This is a genomic window from Citrobacter sp. Cf088 (assembly GCF_030334295.1).
GTDB lineage: Bacteria > Pseudomonadota > Gammaproteobacteria > Enterobacterales > Enterobacteriaceae > Citrobacter > Citrobacter freundii.
This window is the reverse complement of record NZ_JAOWEE010000052.1, coordinates 181,729-202,438: the sequence shown is the minus strand read 5'-3', so window position 1 is coordinate 202,438 and position 20,710 is coordinate 181,729. Positions and strand designations below refer to the sequence as shown.

Genomic DNA, 20,710 nt, shown 5'->3' with positions numbered 1-20,710 from the left:
ATGGCAGAGCAAGTGACTTAACGGATCGTTAAATCACTCTTCTTTGGGCGTTGCGTTTTCGACCCGGCTTTTTAACTTCTGTCCGGGTCTGAAGGTCACCACGCGCCGTGCTGTAATGGGAATATCTTCGCCCGTTTTCGGGTTACGGCCCGGACGTTGATTCTTATCACGCAGATCGAAGTTACCAAAACCAGAGAGTTTTACCTGCTCACCATTTTCCAGAGCACGACGGATCTCTTCGAAAAACAGCTCGACCAGTTCTTTGGCATCCCGCTTGCTAAGCCCAAGCTTATCAAACAGATATTCTGACATTTCAGCTTTTGTAAGCGCCATAGGTTCAATCCCTCAATGATGCCTGGAATCGCTCTTTTAATGCCTCTACACATTTGGCGACGGTAGCGGCAATCTCCTCTTCTTCAAGTGTACGGCTGGTATCCTGAAGGATCAGGCTGATAGCGAGGCTCTTATAACCCTCCGCAACACCCTTACCGCGGTACACGTCAAATAAGTTTACGCCAACTACCTGATTTACGCCAACTTTCTTACACTCGGATAAAATATCCGCAGCGGGAACGTTTTCGGCCACAACAACCGCGATGTCGCGACGGTTCGCTGGGAAGCGAGAAACTTCACGCGCCTGAGGCACCACGCGGTCTGCGAGCTTATTCCACTCCAGTTCAAACACCAGAGTGCGACCGTTCAGATCCAGTTTACGTTCCAGTTCAGGATGAACAACCCCAATGAAACCAATACGTTCACCTTTCAGATAAATCGCCGCAGACTGACCCGGATGCAGTGCTGGATTCGCTTCAGCTTTGAACTGAATGTCTGCCAGTTTGCCGGTCAGGTCGAGAACCGCTTCCAGATCGCCTTTCAGATCATAGAAATCAACGGTCTCTTTTGCCAGATTCCAGTGTTCATCATGACGGTTACCGCAGATCACGCCCGCCAGCATCAGATCCTGACGGATCCCGAGATTGGCCTGTGTATCCGGTACGAAACGTAAACCCGTTTCAAAAATACGTACGCGGTTCTGCTGACGGTTCTGGTTATACACTACCGTAGACAGCAAGCCGGTCCACAGGGACAAACGCATAGCCGACATATCAATAGAGATTGGGCTTGGCAACAGCAGTGCTTCTTCACCCGGGTGCAGCAGCGACTGGACTTTCGGATCGACGAAGCTGTAGGTAATTACTTCCTGGTAGCCTTTGTCATTCAGCATGGTTTTTACACGTTTCAGCGACAAATCCGCTTCACGATGCGTACCCATGATAAGACCCGCCTGAATCGGCGTGTTCGGGATATTGTCATAACCGTATACGCGGGCGACTTCTTCGACCAGGTCTTCTTCAATTTCCATATCGAAACGCCAGCTCGGCGCGACCGCTTTCCACTCATCCTGCCCTTCCGTCACGTCACAACCCAGACGACGCAGAATGTCGCTCACCTGCTCATCCGCAATATGGTGTCCGATCAGACGATCCAGTTTGCTACGACGAAGCGTAATGGTTGCGCGTTTTGGCAGCGTGTCTTCGTTCGTCACGTCAATGACTGGACCCGCTTCGCCGCCGCAGATATCGATCAGCAGGCGCGTTGCACGTTCCATGGCCTTATGTTGCAGAGCCGGATCGACACCACGCTCATAGCGGTGAGAAGCATCGGTGTGCAGACCGTGACGACGTGCGCGACCGGTAATAGACAGCGGGCTGAAGAATGCACATTCCAGCAGGACGTTTTGCGTTTCATCATTCACGCCGGAATGTTCGCCACCAAAGATGCCGCCCATCGCCAGCGCTTTGTTATGGTCCGCAATCACCAGCGTATCCGCATTCAGCTTCGCTTCGCTGCCATCCAGCAATACCAGGGTCTCACCCTCTTTTGCCATACGGACAACAATTCCGCCTTCAATGCGGTCTTTGTCGAATGCGTGCATCGGCTGGCCCAGTTCGAGCAGCACATAGTTAGTCACGTCAACCACGGCATCGATTGAACGAATACCGCAACGACGCAGTTTTTCTTTCATCCACAGCGGGGTCGGCGCTTTAACATTGATACCTTTAACCACGCGGCCCAGATAGCGTGGACAGGCTTCCACGGCTTCAACCTGAATCGGCAGGACGTCGCTAATGGTTGCCGCTACAGGCGCGATTTCCGGCTCAACCAGCGGAGCTTTGTTCAGCACAGCAACATCACGTGCGACACCGATAATGCCTAAGCAGTCGGCGCGGTTCGGCGTGACGCTGATTTCGATAGTATTGTCGTCAAGCTTAAGGTATTCACGGATATCGGTGCCAATTGGTGCATCGGCCGGCAGTTCGATAATACCGTTATGATCGTCGGAAATACCCAGCTCAGAGAATGAGCACAGCATACCTTCAGACGGCTCACCGCGCAGTTTCGCGGCTTTGATTTTGAAATCGCCCGGCAGAACGGCACCAACGGTTGCCACAGCCACTTTCAACCCCTGACGGCAGTTTGGCGCACCGCAGACGATATCCAGCAGACGGTCGCCGCCTACATTCACTTTGGTGACACGCAGTTTGTCAGCGTTCGGGTGCTGGCCACATTCAACCACTTCACCCACCACAACGCCGTTGAACGCGCCGGAAACAGGTTCCACACCGTCAACCTCCAGACCCGCCATCGTGATTTGGTTTGACAGAGCATCACTGTCAATCGCCGGGTTTACCCATTCGCGTAACCACAGTTCACTGAATTTCATTGTTTTATCCTGCCTTTATTTAAACTGTTTGAGGAAACGCAGATCGTTTTCGAAGAAAGAACGCAGATCGGTAACACCGTAACGCAGCATGGTCAGACGCTCCATCCCCATACCAAATGCAAAGCCCGAGTAGATTTCCGGATCGATGCCAACATTACGCAGCACGTTCGGGTGAACCATCCCGCAACCCAGCACTTCCAGCCACTTACCGTTTTTGCCCATCACGTCTACTTCCGCAGAAGGTTCAGTGAACGGGAAGTAGGAAGGACGGAAACGAACCTGCAGGTCTTCTTCAAAGAAGTTGCGCAGGAAATCGTGCAGCGTGCCTTTCAGGTTGGTGAAGTTGATGTTGGTATCAACAATCAGCCCTTCCATCTGATGGAACATCGGGGTGTGAGTCTGATCGTAATCGTTACGATATACACGGCCCGGGGCGATAATACGGATCGGCGGCTGTTTTTCCTTCATGGTGCGGATCTGCACGCCGGAAGTCTGCGTACGCAGCAAACGCGTCGCGTCAAACCAGAAAGTGTCGTGGTCAGCGCGCGCCGGATGATGGCCAGGAATGTTCAGCGCATCGAAGTTATGATAGTCATCTTCGATTTCCGGACCAGTCGCCACGGTAAAGCCCAGCTCACCAAAGAAACTTTCAATCCTGTCAATTGTACGCGTTACAGGATGCAGACCGCCGTTTTCGATACGACGCCCTGGCAGGGAGATATCGATAGTTTCTTCTGCCAGACGGGCATTCAGGGCAGCACTTTCTAATTCGGCCTTACGCGCGTTCAGCGCTTGCTGCACCTGCTCTTTGGCTTCGTTTATCACCGCACCTGCTGCCGGGCGCTCTTCTGGCGGCAGTTCGCGCAGGGTTGTCATCTGAAGGGTCAGGTGCCCTTTCTTGCCCAAATATTCGACGCGGACATTGTCTAACGCGGCAACATCTGAAGCCTGGTTAATGGCGGCCGTTGCACTGGCAACCAGCTCTGCGAGATGTGACATGGTTTTCCTCGTTATGTTGCGATATTCACTAGTCGCTCATATATACGCAAAATCATTCAAGTTGTATCAACGCAGCAAAAGAGCGAATGCAGCCAATACAGAGACAACTTGAAGGATGACGCGTATAAAAAAAGCCTCCACCAGGGAGGCTTTTAGGCGCTGTTTTCCGTTTCTTCTTTCACGCGCAAGCCTCCTGATTTCAGGTGCTAAAGTAAAAGAAGAAGCGGAAAATAGCAGCATTCATGCTTGCGTTACCTTGTGTGGTAAAAACCGGACAACCTTTATTGAAAAGGCTTACGGATAAATTGTCAACTAATTGATTGTACTGCAAATAAAAGAGAGGGAGCCAGGCTCCCTCTTTTCACCGGCTTATGCCAGAGCTGCTTTCGCTTTTTCGACCAGAGCGGTGAACGCTACTTTGTCGAATACTGCGATGTCAGCCAGGATCTTACGGTCGATTTCAACAGAGGCTTTTTTCAGGCCGTTGATGAATTTGCTGTAAGAAATACCGTTCTGACGTGCTGCTGCGTTGATACGCGCAATCCACAGTTGACGGAACTGACGCTTTTTCTGACGACGGTCACGATAAGCGTACTGACCAGCTTTGATAACAGCCTGGAAGGCAACGCGGTATACGCGAGAACGCGCACCGTAGTAGCCTTTAGCTTGTTTCAAAATTTTCTTGTGACGTGCACGGGCAACTACACCACGTTTTACGCGAGCCATATGTGCTCTCCTGTATCTATATTCTTAGTAAAAAAATGAATTAAACGTTAACGGCTTATGCGTACGGCAGGCACGCGATAACCAGACCCAGATCGCCTTTAGACACGAGGCCTTTTGGACGCAGGTGACGTTTACGCTTAGTAGATTTTTTGGTCAGAATATGACGCAGGTTTGCGTGCTTACGCTTAAATCCACCACCACCGGTTTTTTTGAAACGCTTAGCAGCACCGCGTACGGTCTTAATTTTTGGCATTTTAATAACTTCCACTTCGCATTGTTAATAAACGAAACGTAGGCGAACAACGGCTGTGGAACCCGTAGGCTCCACAGACATTGCTACTTGAAGGCCTTACTGTTTCTTCTTAGGAGCGAGCACCATGATCATCTGGCGGCCTTCGATCTTCGTAGGGAAGGATTCGACTACTGCCAGTTCACTCAGATCGTCACGGACGCGGTTGAGCACTTCCATACCGATCTGTTGGTGGGCCATCTCACGACCGCGAAAACGCAGCGTGATCTTAGCCTTATCGCCATCTTCCAGAAAGCGTACCAGGCTGCGGAGTTTTACCTGGTAATCGCCATCGTCGGTGCCAGGACGGAATTTAATTTCCTTAACCTGGATAACTTTTTGCTTTTTCTTCTGTTCCTTAGAAGACTTACTCTTTTCATAAAGGAACTTGCCGTAGTCCATAATACGACAAACTGGCGGTTCGGCGTTAGGGCTGATTTCAACTAAATCTACTCCAGCTTCTTCAGCTTTTTCGATCGCTTCTCTCAGACTCACAATACCCAAAGCTTCGCCTTCCAGACCTGTTAAGCGAACTTCCAGGGCGCGAATCTCGCCATTGATACGATTCGGACGTGCCGTTTGAACTCGTTTTCCGCCTTTAATACCTTATTCCTCCAGTTGTTGAAGACTGCGGCTGCGAATCTCTTGTTGCAGCTTCTCAATCACTTCATTTACGTCCAGGCTGCCCAAGTCTTTGCCACGACGGGTGCGCACGGCAACTTTGCCTGCTTCTACCTCTTTGTCGCCACAGACCAACATGTAAGGGACACGACGTAAAGTGTGCTCGCGGATTTTAAAGCCAATCTTCTCATTTCTCAAGTCTGCTTTTACACGAATACCTGCATTTTGTAGTTTCTGCGTTAATTCGTTAACGTATTCAGACTGAGAATCGGTGATGTTCATGACCACAACCTGAACCGGCGCAAGCCAGGTCGGGAAGAAGCCAGCGAACTCTTCGGTCAGGATACCGATGAAACGTTCCATCGACCCAAGAATTGCACGGTGAATCATAACCGGCACCTGACGTTCGTTGTTTTCGCCAACGTAAGAGGCGCTTAAACGGGACGGCAGGGAGAAGTCCAGCTGTACAGTACCGCACTGCCATGCACGATCGAGGCAGTCATACAGGGTAAATTCAATTTTCGGACCGTAGAACGCGCCCTCACCCAGTTGGAACTCAAACGGGATGTTGTTTTCTTCCAGCGCAACGGCCAGGTCAGCTTCAGCACGGTCCCACATTTCATCGCTGCCGATACGTTTTTCGGGGCGAGTGGACAGTTTGACGACGATTTTCTCGAAGCCAAAGGTGCTGTACATATCGTAGACCATACGAATGCACGCGTTAACTTCATCGCGAATCTGCTCTTCAGTACAGAAGATATGCGCATCATCTTGAGTGAAGCCACGAACACGCATCAGGCCATGCAGCGCACCTGACGGTTCATTACGGTGGCAGCTACCAAACTCAGCCATACGCAGCGGCAGATCGCGATAGGATTTCAGACCCTGATTAAAGATCTGTACGTGGCCAGGGCAGTTCATTGGCTTAATGCAGTATTCACGGTTCTCAGAAGAGGTGGTGAACATCGCATCTTTGTAGTTGTCCCAGTGACCTGTTTTTTCCCACAGCACGCGGTCCATCATGAACGGACCTTTCACTTCCTGATACTGGTATTCTTTCAGTTTTGAGCGAACGAATACTTCCAGTTCACGGAAGATAGTCCAGCCATCGTTGTGCCAGAACACCATACCCGGTGCTTCTTCCTGCATATGATACAGGTCAAGCTGTTTACCGATTTTACGGTGATCGCGTTTGGCCGCTTCTTCCAGACGTTGCAGGTAGGCATTCAGGGCTTTTTTATCTGCCCATGCAGTACCATAAATACGCTGCAGCATCTTGTTATTGCTGTCGCCACGCCAGTATGCCCCTGCGGTCTTCATCAGTTTGAAGTGATGGCAGAAACGCATATTCGGCACGTGCGGGCCACGGCACATATCGACATATTCTTCATGATGGTACAAGCCAGGCTTGTCATCATGGGCAATGTTTTCATCAAGAATGGAGACTTTATAGGTCTCGCCACGCTTCACGAAGGTTTCACGCGCTTCGTACCAGCTGACTTTCTTCTTAATGACATCGTAGTTTTTCTCAGCGAGCTCGTGCATCCGCTTCTCAAGCGCGTCGACGTCTTCCTGGGTTAACGTACGGTCAAGATCGATATCGTAGTAAAAACCGTTATCAACAACCGGTCCGATCGCCATTTTGGTGTGCGGCCAGAGTTGTTTGATCGCGTGCCCTAACAGGTGCGCACAGGAGTGACGAATGATCTCCAGACCTTCTTCATCCTTCGCGGTGATGATGGAGAGCTTCGCATCATGCTCAATCAGATCGGAAGCATCTACCAGCTCACCGTCAACACGGCCAGCAATAGTGGCTTTCGCCAGACCTGGACCGATGTCCAGCGCAACATCCATGGGGCTTACAGCGTGGTCGTAATGGCGTTGGCTGCCATCAGGAAGAGTAATAACAGGCATGTTATATCCTTATTTGCAGTGGTGACCCACACGTAAGATCACATACAAAGAGAAAATTTATTTGTTTACAGTAAGTTGTGCAACCATCTAACCAACAATCGCTAAATTGGTACACAATCTGGTACACAAATGAAAAACTGACATCCTCAGCCTCTCACCCGGTAAAATGATGGTAACACTAAAAAAGTGGTGATTGCACCACTCTGTTTCACATTGATTCAAATTGCTTTGCATCAATAGATGCGATCGACTAAGTGAATAAGATGCGAGCGCATGCTAGCAGTGTCTCTATGCGTAGGGCATGCAATCACGATCAGTACATTGATAAACGACGGGAGATGATGCAGTGGTGGGCGGACTGGATTGATGGGAATATGAAGTGACAAATGAAACAAAGGCCGCTAGCGCGGCCTTGTGACGAATCTTATGCTTCCTTTCCGATAGCCTTATCGGATATTCTCTTGCTGGTTATCATACTCATTATCTTGTGCCTTAACTTCTCCATTGGATTTTCAATTAAGTAGAAGCTAATAGCGCCAACAAAAACAGAAGCTATCATTGTAAATATATACATGTAGAAATTCATGCCAACAAACCAGACGCCCATTGCAAGAATAAGAAAGTGCCATAGGTAGATAGAAAAACTCCACTTACCTATATATGACAAAACAGGGCTTGATAGAATTTTAGCAAAGAATCCTTCACCGTAGCTCATCATTAAAATAACCAAGGCAAAAATTGGTGAGTAAAATACAAATTTGTTTAGAACCCAGCCATCTGAATAACTACCTGTTATCATATGCATTACTTTAGGAAGTGCAAAAATAACTGACAGCAAAAAAAATATAAAAATTAAATCATAAAACTTACCACCGAAATTTAAACTTTTCTTTTGATAAAGAAATGCTGCTGACATTCCAAAAAGAAATATTGGAATGTACCACATAACATTTGGTGACAGAATATTAAACACTATTGCTGAAACAGCCAATAACAACGCTGAGATATTCCAGTTGCTTATTTTTCCCAAATAAATTCCAGCAAAAGCAATAAATGGCAATATATAATAAAACTTATATTCTATTGGTATCGTCCAGAAATGAAGCGCTGCCTCTTTCATGGTTATTATTGAATATGCCATATTCAAATCGAAATAACCGAAGTATGAATATACAAGAACTGCGATTGCAAATACTGGAAGTATCCTCATAGATCTACCTAGAATATAACTAAGTAGTGACCTCCATGAAAAACCGGTTGTAACAAACCTATTTGTTAACAAAAATGCGCTAAGAACAAAAAACAACCAAACCCCAAACTGAGAAATACCTCCGAGTGAAGCCTCATATTCATGATAATAAATTCCAGTCGCATGAGCTATTATTACAAGAAAAACAGCTATAGCCCTTATACCGTCAAGAGATTTTATTTTACCGTTCATTTATTGACCAACAATGAGTTTTAATTGACTGGACATTAACACATTTCCAATGAAGCAAAAAGCGCCAACCGGCGCTTTTTTTCGATCACCCAACTTTAACGTACGACCAAGTGAATGTTGTCCAACCTTGACTTGTGATGGTTACTATCCTTCCTGTCACTGTAAACGAAATAAGCCCACCAATCTTTAAGGGGGTAAGGTATAACGATCCGTCATACATCGCCAATTGAGTAGATGCAAAGTTAGTCCCGCTACCAGACGCCCATACGCTAATTAAGTAAGTTCCTTGTTTGTTTGGTAACTCAAACAATGTTGTTGGTGTGTTGGCTGGTACTGCCTGGACCCCCTTGGCTGTATACACTGCCGGTATCATTAATCCTTCTGCACTTCTTGTTTCTGCATAAGTTCCAGCAGTCTGAATTCCGGTTAGAGCGCAATCAGAAAAAACCACGTTCCCTGTACTGATTGCTGACACAGCTGGAGTGCCACCTGTTGGAGCCTTAAATCTACAACCCTCAGCAAGAATTTTTGCTGTAGAATCTGTCAGCAAGGTGTTAGGGTACCCAGTTCCTGTATAGGTTATTGTCTGAGCATCTAAAAAACAGTCTACTGAAGACTTGATGTTTACAATACTGTTGCCCGTTGCATAGAAATAACTAACAATTCCGCCGCCAGAACTCTCCATAGCATTTCCGTGCCCTGCGATACCCGACATGTGTACAAACGAATCATGGAATCTCATATATGCAGCGGTAACACCATTGCTGTTTTTTATTACATTAGACTCTCCATCATAACCGCTAAATGTAACACTCTTGCATCCTGAAAAATAAAGGCCAGCAGAGTCAAAAGTGTACTGTGTACCATCCACTACAATTTTGTCAGCAGCGCAGTTTATCAACTGAGGGGACAGGCAGTTAACTACATACCAGGCCTGAGCAGCATTCATTACATAGCACGTATCCCATTGGATGGTAGTTCCGTTTGCCTTGTAAAAGCCATGCGCCACATTACGGCACCATACATGTATATATTTAGACAGGTAATTGCCTGTAGAATCGTAAATACCCCACCAGGCACCGTCTATATCCACATTCTTTATACTTATAACACCAGGGGATGCCGAAGTACCATCCATTAATATCCCTATCTTACCGTCATTTCCAGAAGGTAACGTAGGTCTTCCCCCGTCATAGAAGATGTAGAAATTCTCTATGTTCGCACAATTAAAAACATTGCCATAGTGGAAACAGGTAATATTACCAACCACCGATATGAATGTTGCGGGCCTGTTTATCTCTGGGTTTGTCTCACCTTTTATGGTGTTACTCGCGCTCATATCAAATGGAGTGCTTGTGTAATATAAACCTGATGGGACAAACACATTTCTACCTGTGTTTATTGCAGCTTGAATTCCCGCAAAATCGATGGTTTGAGACAGCGATGTTATAAATGGATAAACCGCTTGCGCAGAGGCTAAGGTCGGATAATATTCGCTCAACAGATGATACTGTCCGTCCCCGACAGCACCAAAATCCTTAGCGCTGATAAAGTCAGCATTCTTGTCATGCTGAGTGCGAACAACAGAGCCAATATAAGACAGCTTGACGGCCATAAGTGCATCACCCATGCCGTCGGCACTGCTGGCTAGCATGCTCCGTAAAGATGCATCACCAATGCCAATCCAGGCTCCAACTCCAACACCGCCTGAAGAAGAAGGAGTGGAACCAGCATCAACATGCTTTGGCAATGCGCCATCCCATCGATAATATTCACCGGTGGACTCGTCTCGCAGCGCCTGATTAGGTAGCGTGATATCTGCACCATCCTGGAATGAGTCGATAAGCACCCATCCGTACTGCGCAATAGCTTGCTGTGCAAGCCATCGCAGACCTTCGATGGTGTAGCGCTTCCCACCGAATCGGTCTATGTATTGCCGCGCCAGCGATGTGACAAACTCATCAATTTTCCCCGCGTTAAATTTCAGATCTTGCGGTTTTTCACTCGGTACTGGCAGGTTAGTAGGTGTAGTGCTCATAATTTTCCCATTAAAAAACCCGGCTCGGTGGCCGGGTCTTGTTGGTCGGTGAAGGTTCTCATTGGTAGATGGCGTCGCTGTACTCTGCGACGGTAAGAGATACCGTGTTATCTGAATTTGGTTTGATGCTGTTTACCGTCCATAGTTGGCTGTCTAGTTCTTCCACTGTCGCTATGAGATAGCGCGACGGGAGTTGCACTGTATCTCCGTTCCATATGTTGAGCTGAATATCTGGTATTGCTGCGGTGAATCCGTATTTCGTGTCGGGGCGGGCCGTTGCCGGATAGCGCAGCGTCGGGTTTCCCATACTGTCGGTCACCAGAACATACATTGAACCGGAAAACGTGATCGGCTCGCTGGCGTCGAAGTTATTCCCGGTGCGGCCAGTGATATAACCCTGCTGCTGGTTGCTGTCATAAATGTCTGGCATCTGAATGACACTTCCAACCTGGATAATCCCGTCCTCAAACACTTTGGCGTTCATCTTCACCCGGGAGTAGATGAGGCGTTTTGTTTCGCGCAGCGCGCGTTCCCGAGCCTGATACTCGTTACGGAATCCAACTATCTCCAGCTTGTTCGGGTTCTCCGCTTCCTGCTCGACAATAGCTCCGTTCAGCACGCGGTAATTGATGTACGTCTTATTGTTCGTGGTCGGGTGGACATAGGAGACCTGCACTCCATCGTAACCGCCTGGTAGCGTAGCCTCATACGTCATTTTGTACTCATCCGTCTTCATGTTCGCCCGGTTGAATACTGCCGCCGGGTAATCGACTTTCTGATCGCGGGTGAACGTCAGTACGCCGTCATCCCAGTACGCCATGACAGACGCCGCATTGCAGATCGCCTGCACGCGGTCGCCAAGCGAGTCGTTTTCATCGTCAAACGTATAGTCGAAGTAACCAAGACGCTCATCAGTCAGGCTCTCAGCTATAGAGTACAATCCGTACAGATCAATGCTGCTTTCTGGCTGGCCACCCATTACAAGCCAGGTATGTGCAACCGCGTCAGCAAAAGAACGCGATGGACGAAATGTATAATCGACGGTCTGTGTCGTCAGGTTGTAACTGATGGTCTGACGAGTCACCAGAGCGTTATATTTTCGGTCACGACTACCCAGTGCGTTCTCTGTTGCCCGCACCTTGACGCGAACCAACGTATCGGTCGGATGAACTACGTTGCTTCGGATGTTGACGGCGTGAATTTCCTCAACTTTAAGAATGGACGCATCATTAGAGTTGTTTGTACGCTGGAAGTTGATGGCGTATTTACCAAATCCTCCTGCTGGAATTATTTTATCGGTCCGATAAAACACTTCGCTGGTCGACTTATGCGGCGTTCCCTGATGATAGGTGAATGTCTGTTGTGTCCCGGGGATCTGATTGTAATCGTCATCGATTTTCCAGATTGTCACCGTCCAGTCAGTCCAGTTTCCCCCACCCAGTGATGACTGCGTATGCAGCCAAAGCTCTGTTGACTCAACTGGCGAGAAAAAAGGCCCCACAACAAGCGCCTCATTATCGTTGAGGATGAATTTCGTCGTATTAATGGTAGCTGTAGAGGGAACGGTAGGCGGTCCCTGCAAGTCTGTCATGGTGAACGTGTACCACTGAACAGGGTCTATAACGGCGCCATCATCACTCTCCACAGCAGAAATCAGCGTGCCTGAAAAAAGCACATCTTCAGTAACGCTTCCTGATGTCGTGTTGTAGGTGACGTTAATAGTGAATGTTACGGAGTGTGGTAACACCAGCCCCATGAAGTAGTCGAATTCAGCCTGCTTGACGATTTTCATCGCTATCTGGCCGCCTGCATAATCCCCGCTGACTACGGTATTTGCCGTCGCAGATTCTACCGGGAAATTGTCGCTTTCGTTGGGACCTGGCATCTCCTGCCCGTCGACGTCGTCGAATGAATACCCCTCGTTAATAGTCGGTATCACTTCACCAGGCTGATAAAACTGGTATTCAGCACCGGCCATCGATCCAAGACTCGACTCTGAGTAACGAACAGACTCATAGTTATACTTACCGATACCAATACACATCCACTCAGTGACATATTTCAGACCACCATCGTTCTCACTCTGGCGCACATATTCAAACATCGACTCCTGAATCAAGTCAGGGAAAGATCTGACCTGTCCGTAAATGTCAGGTTTAGCCTTGTATACTCGCGCAGTATTCGTTTGCCCAGTCAGGCTATTATTCGGTGAGTCGACGGTGTTGCCACCGTTGTTAGCAATTGCAGGCTTCGGAGCCAGGAAGGAAAACACAGCGCCAACAACTTTGAATATTGGGCTGAGAATATCGTTGATAATGCCTTTTGGCTGGTCGAATATCTGAATGGTGTCCAGTTCGCTCAGTTCAAACGCCAGCTCATCATCATCGCCCAGCTTCACGCCATTGCGGAAGATCAGTAGATCGCGATGAAAGGTGGCGTCGTTGGCAGCCATCCAGTCATAAAAAAGGGTGCCGTTTGGCACCATGCAGCGTTCTTTCGGCGTTCCCGGGAAACGCTGGATTTCAATCAACGCCATACGAAAAATACTCCACCTTTGTAAATGCACGCTGAATGACCAGCAACGAGTCCATGCGCACGCTTCCGTTCTCGCCTCGAGAGTGCAACGCCTGCCTGTTAAGCACCAGTCCAACGTGTGCCGGTTGCGCACCGCGGTACCCGACGAATATCCCACCTTCAACTGGTTTATCGACCTTACGCCAGAAAACGACGTCACCCTGGTAGCAGGTGAAAAAGTCCTCCCCGGCTTCGTAGTCCGGTGTCTGATGCAACTCAATGCCGAGGACGTGACGGTAATACAGCACTACCAGGCCCCAGCAGTCGACCCTCTCGAACGAACAGGCACGATTAGCCCACGGCACGCCGACCACCTTGCTGATAAAATCAGAGGTACTGCAGCCCGGTGTATTCCTGCGGATCATAAAGTCGGCCTATGTTGTTGTTCAGCGGGTTGGTGACAGAAAGCGTGACAGAAGCGGCATCGGCGTCTATATCTACCGTCTTGACGTATAACTCCCACGACTTTATCGGTACAGACACGTCTCCACTATCGAAGATCTGCCGCGTGGCCGTGATAGCCGTCAGTCTGGCTGCCCCCTTCCACTGCTTCATCAGTGCTTTGATATCAGACGACAGCCGACCTAACTTAACCGTAGCGTCGATCACCGGCGTACCGCTCTGCTGACTCTCTTCAATTTCAAAGCGCGCTGGCGTGTACACCTGGCCGCCGAGCGTCTTCGGGAAGAATTGCTTATCGACCAGGCGAACATAGCCAAATGATGGATGGTAGAACGTGATGGTGTCGTACAGACCACGCGTCGGACGCTGCTGCTTATATTCCCTGAAGCTCGGCATTACGGCACCCTCGGCAGTGATTCAGGATCGCGTCCATCCGGATAACCAGTAACCACGATATCCAGCCACGAATCCCACGGCGGCGGCAGCTCAACAATGATGTCGTCGAATTCGTCATCTGCGTTGTAGAGGTGGTTTGCAATCACGGTTCCAGTCCATGTAACAACGCCGTTTGTGATGTTTGTCTGAACAGGCATCTGCGTGAAGTGGAGTTCCTGCAACTGTACCCCACTGCCGCCGAGATTCACCTTCATACGGAACCAATTTAGCCCACGGTTTAGGTAGTTTGGGCTGCGCAGCCACTGCTGGAATGCGCGCTCCTCTGCCGACGTAAAGATCCACGTCAGTGACCAGGTCACTTTTAGATCATCGGTCTGGTTCTGAAAGATAGCCGGGCCAACCGCTGGCTGATCGGTCTGGAACCCGGTATCGAGCGTCATGTTTTTACTGGCCTTCTGCGCCAGCGGCAGCCAGTCTGGATAGTTGATAATTGGCATCTAAACTCCAGGCATTAAAAAACCCGCCGAAGCGGGTTTAATCTATGGCAGTTGGTCGTCTCGGAGCTTCAAAAATTTTAATGTTAAATTCTTGAATAGAGCCGTTACTCTTGAACTCAAGGGTCTCACCAGCAGGAATAACACCTGTAATATAAGTGCCATCTGTAAGCAAAAACTCAAAATTAACAGCTCGATTAGCTGAATATTTGACTACCTTCCCGCTTTCAAGTGGCATGCTTTTTGATTCGCCCGGCAAAATACTATCCATGTTCCCTCTCAATTTTGACCGCGTGGTGTTCTTTTGGCATTGAAATTACTTGTTATGCCCTGAGAAATTGGACCGCCATTATTTAGATCAGCAATGATGGCATCCACGGTTATTGTACCATCTCTATTATTCGTAGCCTGAGCGTCAAATGTGGCTCCCGTCATATTCTGAACGTTGATTATGACGTTTACACCGCCGCCAGAAGTCATATCCTTGTTGCTGATCACTTTGCCGTTATCGCCAGGTATCATGTACTGCTTACCGGTGCTGGCCTGGTAAATCTCAGGCATGCCACCTTCGCCGACCTGGTACATTCCTCCAGCAGATACAGGGCCGCCGTTCTTGCGCTTGCCAGCTAACGCCCCCACCCCAAGAACAGCCACGGCAGCAAGACCGATTTTTGCAGCTGTGCCCATTGATGCAATGGAAGCCATTATTGCAGCGGGTGTCCATGCGGCGGTGGTTGCAGCTGCAGCGCCAGAGCTAACAGCTAACTGAGTACCTACGGCGGCGTTTTGCACTGCGGTTGTAGACACTATCGCAGCCTTTTGGGCAGTCCCACCCATAATCGCCGATTTGACCCACTCAACCCCCATCTGCACGAAGGTATTAACCAGACTGTTGAGGACAGTGCTACCAAGAGAGCGCATTGCATCACTAGCCGTCATGCTACCGGTGATAATTCCCGTTAATGCGTTGGACGCATTTCCTGCGAGCGCGTCAATTGAAGCGGCCAGCGCTTCCGTCCCGGCGTTTTGGTTTCTGAATATCTCCCACTGAGCTGCAATCCTCTCCTGCTCATACTTCCTATTGGCCGCATTCGTCAGTTCCAGTCCTCTCTGGGTTAACTGCCCCTTCTGGCTTTCAAACTGCTGTATTAACGCCAACTCCTGAGCGTGCTGGTTAGCAAGCCTTTGAACCGGATCTACCTCACCTTTAGCAGACTGCTGCGGGGTTACAACCTGTTGAGCTCGAATCTTAGCCAAATTCGCCTGATGATTGGCTTCAAGCCTCTCAGCAGTTTTGTCGTACTGTTCCTGGCTAATCTTCTTGGCCGCCAAAGCGGTTTTGAGGTCATCAACATCCTGCTTATAGCTGGCGTTTTCGCGCGCTTCCGGCAACAGCTTCTCAGCGGCAGCTTGTGCCTTAATGGCATTCGCAGTATCCCATTTCTTCGCCGCGTACTGGCCGGCAAGGTCTATCTGCGCCTGTGTTGCCGACTTACCAAGCGATTGCTGGGCGTTGAGGATGGCTTGCTCGCGACTTAACTGGCTTGTTGAGTCTGCTGCAAGCTCTGACTGCTCTTTCAGGTTCTCAAGCTTCTGTGCAATTGCCTCGGCCTGACTTGCAGAAGTCTTCCCTTCCCTGTTGTTCTCTTTTTGAGCCTCAGTATTTCGGTAAGTCGCGGCGTACTGATCCTCAATTGCTTTAACTCTTTTCTGATCCGTTACTCCTGCATCAGCGGCGTCATATTGAGCCTGAAGACGGGCGCGAGCCTCACCTTCAAGCTTTGACAGAGCAAGCCTTCTCTCAGAGTTTTTGACAAGCTTTTGGGTTGCTGCGTCGTCGCCTTTAGTGCCAGAAGGCTTAAATCCGCTGTTATTTTTCGCATCCTGCGCAGCCTTGGCCCGAATGCTGGCTATTTCCTGCTCGGTCTTTTTAAGCTCAAATGCTGCCTGGCCTCTACGCTGCTGGAAAACGGTGTCAGTCTCGTACCAGCGCTGCCCCTCCTGAACCTCTTTATTGAGGTCTTGCTGAAGCTTAATCAGCTTCGGCATCCTTGCCGCATCGCCAGCATTGTTGTTATAGAAGTTCAGGTTATCAGCAACGTTCTGCATCAGCCCGGCAAGCGTAGACGTCAGGCCAATAGCCTGGTTCAGATCGCTTATCGCATTTCTGAATGCCACATCAAGGCTGTTTTTTGCCCTCTCGATGCTGACCGGCATCTTATCGAATTCTTCATTCACCGCCTGAGAACGATCCTGAATAGCATTAAGCGCGTCAGTTGCACTTAATTTCCCCTCAAGCATTCTTTTACGTAGTTCACCGATAGATATTCCGAGGCCGGAAGCGATTTGGCGAGCAAGCTCTGGCATCTGCTCCAGTATTGAGTTGAATTCCTCAGCCCGAACCGTTCCGCCTGCAATAGACTGACCAAACTGGCGAAGCGCGTTAGACATTTCTTCAGCCGAAGAACCGCCGATCGTCCCAATCTTTTGAAGGGTGGATGTGAGCGCCAGAATCTGAGAGTTTGTCGCGCCTGTTTCCTTAAGCGCGGATGTCATAGATTCCCACAGCCGCTCTGTGTCAGAAAGGCTGCTACCGGTCTGCGATGCAATGACAGAAAGCGACTTCATTGTTTCTCTGGCGGCATCAATACTTGGGCTAAGCCGCGCTACTCGCGCCTGAAGCGTGTTCATCTCATCGCCAATTGCGATCAGACGCTTTGCTGTTTCCAGAGTAAAGGCAGCCCCGATAGCAACGCCAACCTTGTTCAGCGCCCCTTCAAAGCGCCCAGCAGACTGAGATGATTTATTGAAACTTCCATCCATCTGGTCAAGGCGCTGGTTAACTTTTTGCTGAGCGGCAATCAGATCAGCGACATCCATCTCTACCTGGTAAACAATGCTGCCTAATTGCTTATCGCCTGCCATTTATTAATCTCCGGGCATAAAAAAACCCGCTTAAAGCGGGCTCTATTTACTGAGTAGTTTTCAGATGGTTTTAAATAGCTTGTACTTAAGGTATTTGAATTTTGATTTGAAGGTGTCATCAACTTTATGTTGGGATGAAACAATAATCAGGTCTGCCATAGATGCCTGTCGGTCTCCAACCGTGGCTGACTCGAAAGAAGCCCACGAGGTGTCGTAAATGTTGAAGTTACATTGAGCGCTACCCTTAAGCATTACGCCAAATGAATTTTGGGATTCGAATTCAACAAAAGCCTTTCCTTCACTAATACTGAAGTACCCTTTTTCAACACCCTGTCTGATCGCGTCAGAATTTATTGCATCCAGTTTTGCAGGAAGGTCATCCTTATTGACGACCTTAATATCATAAATTGAATCGATCATTCTGTATGATGATGGTGATTTCATTTGGCTTTTTACTAAATTACTACACGCATCGATCATTGCCGCTCCCTGGGCATCCGAAGGAGATACCAAGTAAACGGACCCTATGCCACAAGCAACCAAAATAGCGACCCCAACCGCCAACCCTTTTTTGTTCATTTATTATTCCATCTCATGTTGATAGCTAAGAAACATCCTATCAGGAACCGATCACATATCAACCGATGAGGTGCAATGTTGCACAGTGTTTCGCTGTTAAGCTGCTTTGCCCAGCCTTTTGGCCTTTCTGGCAAGATACTCGTCCGCGACTTGATCATACTCTTCGCGCGTGAAGCCTTTCTGGTCAGGATATTTGGCCGCCAGCATCATCTGAAACTCCGTCATGCTTAACTGCTCAGCCTCATTCCTGCTCATGCCGAAGTGGTTTCTGGCGGCGTTGATGTACTCAAAGACTCTGAATTCGGTTACGGCTTGATTGCTTTCATGCCTCTGCAACTGCCTGACTTTAGCCTTGCCGATTATTCCGTGGGTGATAAGCGATTGAGCGACAACTATCATTGAGAACAAATCCATTTCACCAGGCTTATACAGGAATGTTTTCCTGCCTGTTTTTCCCGGCACATATTCGCCAATCAGCTTAATCACATCAGCGTCGCAGCATGCAGTCAGAACAGACATGGCAGCGTTTCTCGCCAGGCGGCCGTAATCCGTTTTATGGATTTGATTAATCAGCCACTGAGGGAGAGTACCGTAAGCGGCTACAGCGCGATTAATGATGGGCGTTACTTCATCGTTATGCAGGTCATAAAAGCACTGCACGATCTCTTGCGGTTCGCCAATCCGGCTCATTGCAGAGAATGATGGGCGGAAGAAGTATTCATACTCGCCGCTTGTTATCAGGCACTCGCCGATCTCTTTATAGGGCGTCATATCTTTTTCCTGAAATAACCATTTTCGGGGCCACCATGAGGAAGCCCCTGAAATGGCAATTACGCAGTAACGGTGATGGAGCTTGTGCCAGTTTTGCCGCCATCATTCGTGGTGAAGGTGATGGTTGCCGTGCCGGTGGCGACGCGCGTCACCAGGCCGCTTGAGTTAACCGTTGCTTTAGTCTGATCTGAGGATGACCAGACGCCAGTCTTGTCAGTTGCGTCTGCCGGCAGGATGTTGGCGGTCAGTTGCACTGTTGTACCGACTGCTCCAGAACTGGTCGACGGTGTAACGCTAACGCTTGCAACAGCCACATCATCTTCAGTGTCGATAACCTGAATTGTATCGGCAGCGGCCACCTTAAATTCGGTAGAGAACGTGATGATGTCATTTGTGCCGCCGTCAGAACTCAGGGCGTTGATCAGCATGTAGCCGATGAACGTTACCGGACCAAACTCCATCCGCACCCAAAGAGTAGGCTGACGGGCCGCCTGAATTTCGGTGTTGAAGTACTTAATAAGGCGACCTACACCATACTGATCGAGCTTGTCGTTACGGCGAACCTCACCTTCAAACGAGATAGTAAAGTCAGCGTTGGTGACGATGTTCTCAACGTAACCTTTGGTGTCATCAGCATCCGACGTAACGCTGTTAGGAGAGAAGTCGAAACCTTTACTGGTGCCAGCTGCTAAAGCCATCCATTCCGACTCAAGCGGCATTGTGTCTGCACAGCCATCAGCTACTTCGAGCACAATGGCGCGGCCAAACAACTTGGTGTTGTCTGTAGGGCAATTTGCTGCCATGGTAATTCCTCTTTGGTATTTAACTTTCGCCGTAAGAACAGGCAAATTGCAGACGCCAGACCATGCGCCCCTCAGTCGTTAAAACCGGGGATGGTATGCCGCCCATGTTGGTGATTTGTCCGACGCAGGGGTCGGTGATGGGGTTTTGCTGCACGTAGTCGACGATGGCCTGAGCATCCGCTTCAGATTTGGCGTATTCGCCGGTAGCCTTGCCTGAAATCAGATCGACCAGGACGTAATGGTCAGAGCCTATGTCCCGATCTACTGACGTTCCGCCGTTTGGCCTGAAAACGATGAACCGGTCTACTAACTTCCCTGAATCCGTCCAGGTCAACGACTGAACGATGTATCCATCAGTTAGTCCGGCGGCGACAATCAGGTTTTTTACTCGTTGGTGCATTGGAGGGGTCACATTTCATCCCCCATAAAAATCACCTCAACTTTTCCCTTTAGTCGACGACTATATACTTCCCCTCTGCGGATTTTATGTAGGCGAAATGGATAGGGGTGAAACAGGACCGTGCCTTTATCAATATCGGCAGCCACAACATGCCTTATCTCGTTGCCGTTCACCAACACTCTCCTGCGACCCCGACCATCGCCGACAAAATGAAGATTTGAAAGCTTCATAACGACATCTCCTTTTTGATTGTCCTGTCGATGGCATCTTTCATATCTTCGAAGCCTTTGGTCAGGAACTCTTTCTGTGCTGTAGCCCTGCTGAATGTTTGGGGCACATTCGGGTCATGGACGTATACCGCGTAATTCGCTGAATAGCCCACCCTGCCAGTTACTTTCGTTCCGTTAACGTCCAGCTCGCGGTATTGGCTATTCAGCAGCGTGGACGTGTCGATTGGGGTAAAAAGCGCAGCTTGTGAGCTACCGATGATCAGCGCTGACTGGATTGCCCGGACAACCTTGCGCCCCTGCACGTCACTGATTAGCTTATCGAGGTTGGCTTTCGCCTGACTGATCCCCCTTACTTTTCCAGCCATGGTTTTCTCCATGCAATA

The 20,710-nt window shown here is 49.1% G+C and carries 22 protein-coding genes, 1 pseudogene and 1 other annotated feature; of the genes and pseudogenes, 1 reads left to right on the top strand and 22 read right to left on the bottom strand.

All coding sequences use genetic code 11. The features are described 5' to 3' along the window. Positions 1-33: 33 nt before the first annotated feature. The 8 genes from ihfA to thrS form a co-directional block, all read right to left on the bottom strand. Positions 34-333 carry an integration host factor subunit alpha gene (gene ihfA, locus OGV71_RS12315; RefSeq protein WP_003030571.1) on the bottom strand — a complete coding sequence of 100 codons (300 nt, stop codon included), beginning with the start codon at positions 331-333 and terminating at the stop codon, positions 34-36. A gap of 4 nt (positions 334-337) precedes the next feature. Next, positions 338-2,725, bottom strand: a complete 2,388-nt coding sequence (gene pheT / locus OGV71_RS12310) for a phenylalanine--tRNA ligase subunit beta (RefSeq protein ID WP_003030574.1) — start codon at positions 2,723-2,725, stop codon at positions 338-340. 15 nt (positions 2,726-2,740) lie between these two features. After that, positions 2,741-3,724 carry a phenylalanine--tRNA ligase subunit alpha gene (pheS, locus tag OGV71_RS12305; protein WP_003832580.1) on the bottom strand — a complete coding sequence of 328 codons (984 nt, stop codon included), beginning with the start codon at positions 3,722-3,724 and terminating at the stop codon, positions 2,741-2,743. A 124-nt stretch (positions 3,725-3,848) separates the two neighbouring features. Beyond that, positions 3,849-3,973 (bottom strand) — a sequence feature (Phe leader region). Further along, positions 3,924-3,968: a pheST operon leader peptide PheM gene (gene pheM, locus OGV71_RS12300; protein WP_001386830.1), complete on the bottom strand. Its 45-nt coding sequence runs from the start codon at positions 3,966-3,968 to the stop codon at positions 3,924-3,926. It overlaps the preceding feature by 45 nt. A 120-nt stretch (positions 3,974-4,093) precedes the next feature. Beyond that, complete coding sequence (gene rplT / locus OGV71_RS12295; RefSeq protein ID WP_003030578.1) at positions 4,094-4,450, bottom strand: 50S ribosomal protein L20; 357 nt, start codon at positions 4,448-4,450, stop codon at positions 4,094-4,096. A gap of 55 nt (positions 4,451-4,505) precedes the next feature. Next, positions 4,506-4,703 carry a 50S ribosomal protein L35 gene (gene rpmI, locus OGV71_RS12290; protein ID WP_003030583.1) on the bottom strand — a complete coding sequence of 66 codons (198 nt, stop codon included), beginning with the start codon at positions 4,701-4,703 and terminating at the stop codon, positions 4,506-4,508. 96 nt (positions 4,704-4,799) lie between these two features. Then, positions 4,800-5,342, bottom strand: coding sequence for a translation initiation factor IF-3 (gene infC, locus OGV71_RS12285; RefSeq protein WP_048997935.1), 543 nt, complete (start codon positions 5,340-5,342; stop codon positions 4,800-4,802). A gap of 3 nt (positions 5,343-5,345) precedes the next feature. Beyond that, positions 5,346-7,274, bottom strand: a complete 1,929-nt coding sequence (gene thrS, locus OGV71_RS12280) for a threonine--tRNA ligase (protein ID WP_003832572.1) — start codon at positions 7,272-7,274, stop codon at positions 5,346-5,348. 269 nt (positions 7,275-7,543) lie between these two features. On the opposite strand from thrS, the pseudogene OGV71_RS12275 reads away from it, so the two are divergent. Beyond that, a pseudogene (locus OGV71_RS12275) lies at positions 7,544-7,657 on the top strand (integrase); the annotation flags it as partial. A 41-nt stretch (positions 7,658-7,698) separates the two neighbouring features. Here the strand turns inward: OGV71_RS12275 and OGV71_RS12270 are convergent. From OGV71_RS12270 to OGV71_RS12205, 14 genes are all read right to left on the bottom strand, one after another. Continuing rightward, a complete protein-coding gene (locus OGV71_RS12270) occupies positions 7,699-8,715 on the bottom strand; it encodes an acyltransferase family protein (protein ID WP_286533375.1) in 1,017 nt (338 codons plus the stop codon). A gap of 85 nt (positions 8,716-8,800) precedes the next feature. Continuing rightward, positions 8,801-10,753: a tail fiber/spike domain-containing protein gene (locus tag OGV71_RS12265; protein ID WP_286533373.1), complete on the bottom strand. Its 1,953-nt coding sequence runs from the start codon at positions 10,751-10,753 to the stop codon at positions 8,801-8,803. Positions 10,754-10,811: 58 nt separating this feature from the next. Further along, positions 10,812-13,289, bottom strand: a complete 2,478-nt coding sequence (locus OGV71_RS12260; RefSeq protein ID WP_286533371.1) for a host specificity factor TipJ family phage tail protein — start codon at positions 13,287-13,289, stop codon at positions 10,812-10,814. Continuing rightward, positions 13,276-13,692 (bottom strand): NlpC/P60 family protein, encoded by a 417-nt coding sequence (locus tag OGV71_RS12255; RefSeq protein WP_284957619.1) that lies wholly within the window; start codon positions 13,690-13,692, stop codon positions 13,276-13,278. Before OGV71_RS12255 ends, OGV71_RS12260 begins: the two co-directional genes overlap by 14 nt. Further along, positions 13,655-14,125, bottom strand: a complete 471-nt coding sequence (locus tag OGV71_RS12250; protein WP_284957617.1) for a hypothetical protein — start codon at positions 14,123-14,125, stop codon at positions 13,655-13,657. The genes OGV71_RS12255 and OGV71_RS12250 overlap by 38 nt, the downstream gene beginning before the upstream one ends. Then, a complete protein-coding gene (locus tag OGV71_RS12245; protein WP_286533365.1) occupies positions 14,125-14,622 on the bottom strand; it encodes a hypothetical protein in 498 nt (165 codons plus the stop codon). The genes OGV71_RS12250 and OGV71_RS12245 overlap by 1 nt, the downstream gene beginning before the upstream one ends. 37 nt (positions 14,623-14,659) lie before the next feature. Continuing rightward, the gene (locus OGV71_RS12240; protein ID WP_097759335.1) at positions 14,660-14,890 is read right to left on the bottom strand and encodes a hypothetical protein; all 231 of its coding nucleotides are present in this window, start codon (positions 14,888-14,890) and stop codon (positions 14,660-14,662) included. Positions 14,891-14,898: 8 nt separating this feature from the next. Next, positions 14,899-17,544, bottom strand: a complete 2,646-nt coding sequence (locus tag OGV71_RS12235) for a tape measure protein (protein WP_286533362.1) — start codon at positions 17,542-17,544, stop codon at positions 14,899-14,901. Between the two features lie 60 nt (positions 17,545-17,604). Then, positions 17,605-18,123, bottom strand: a complete 519-nt coding sequence (locus OGV71_RS12230; protein ID WP_286533360.1) for a hypothetical protein — start codon at positions 18,121-18,123, stop codon at positions 17,605-17,607. Between the two features lie 96 nt (positions 18,124-18,219). Next, positions 18,220-18,894: a DUF6246 family protein gene (locus OGV71_RS12225; protein ID WP_286533358.1), complete on the bottom strand. Its 675-nt coding sequence runs from the start codon at positions 18,892-18,894 to the stop codon at positions 18,220-18,222. 59 nt (positions 18,895-18,953) lie between these two features. Beyond that, on the bottom strand, positions 18,954-19,697 hold the full coding sequence (locus OGV71_RS12220) for an Ig-like domain-containing protein (protein WP_286533355.1): 744 nt from the start codon (positions 19,695-19,697) through the stop codon (positions 18,954-18,956). A 19-nt stretch (positions 19,698-19,716) separates the two neighbouring features. Beyond that, entirely contained in the window at positions 19,717-20,109 is a 393-nt protein-coding gene (locus OGV71_RS12215) for a phage tail termination protein (protein ID WP_286533353.1), read from the bottom strand. Next, the gene (locus OGV71_RS12210) at positions 20,106-20,327 is read right to left on the bottom strand and encodes a hypothetical protein (RefSeq protein ID WP_286533351.1); all 222 of its coding nucleotides are present in this window, start codon (positions 20,325-20,327) and stop codon (positions 20,106-20,108) included. Before OGV71_RS12210 ends, OGV71_RS12215 begins: the two co-directional genes overlap by 4 nt. Next, positions 20,324-20,692 carry an HK97 gp10 family phage protein gene (locus OGV71_RS12205; protein ID WP_286533349.1) on the bottom strand — a complete coding sequence of 123 codons (369 nt, stop codon included), beginning with the start codon at positions 20,690-20,692 and terminating at the stop codon, positions 20,324-20,326. Before OGV71_RS12205 ends, OGV71_RS12210 begins: the two co-directional genes overlap by 4 nt. Between the last annotated feature and the right edge of the window lie 18 nt (positions 20,693-20,710).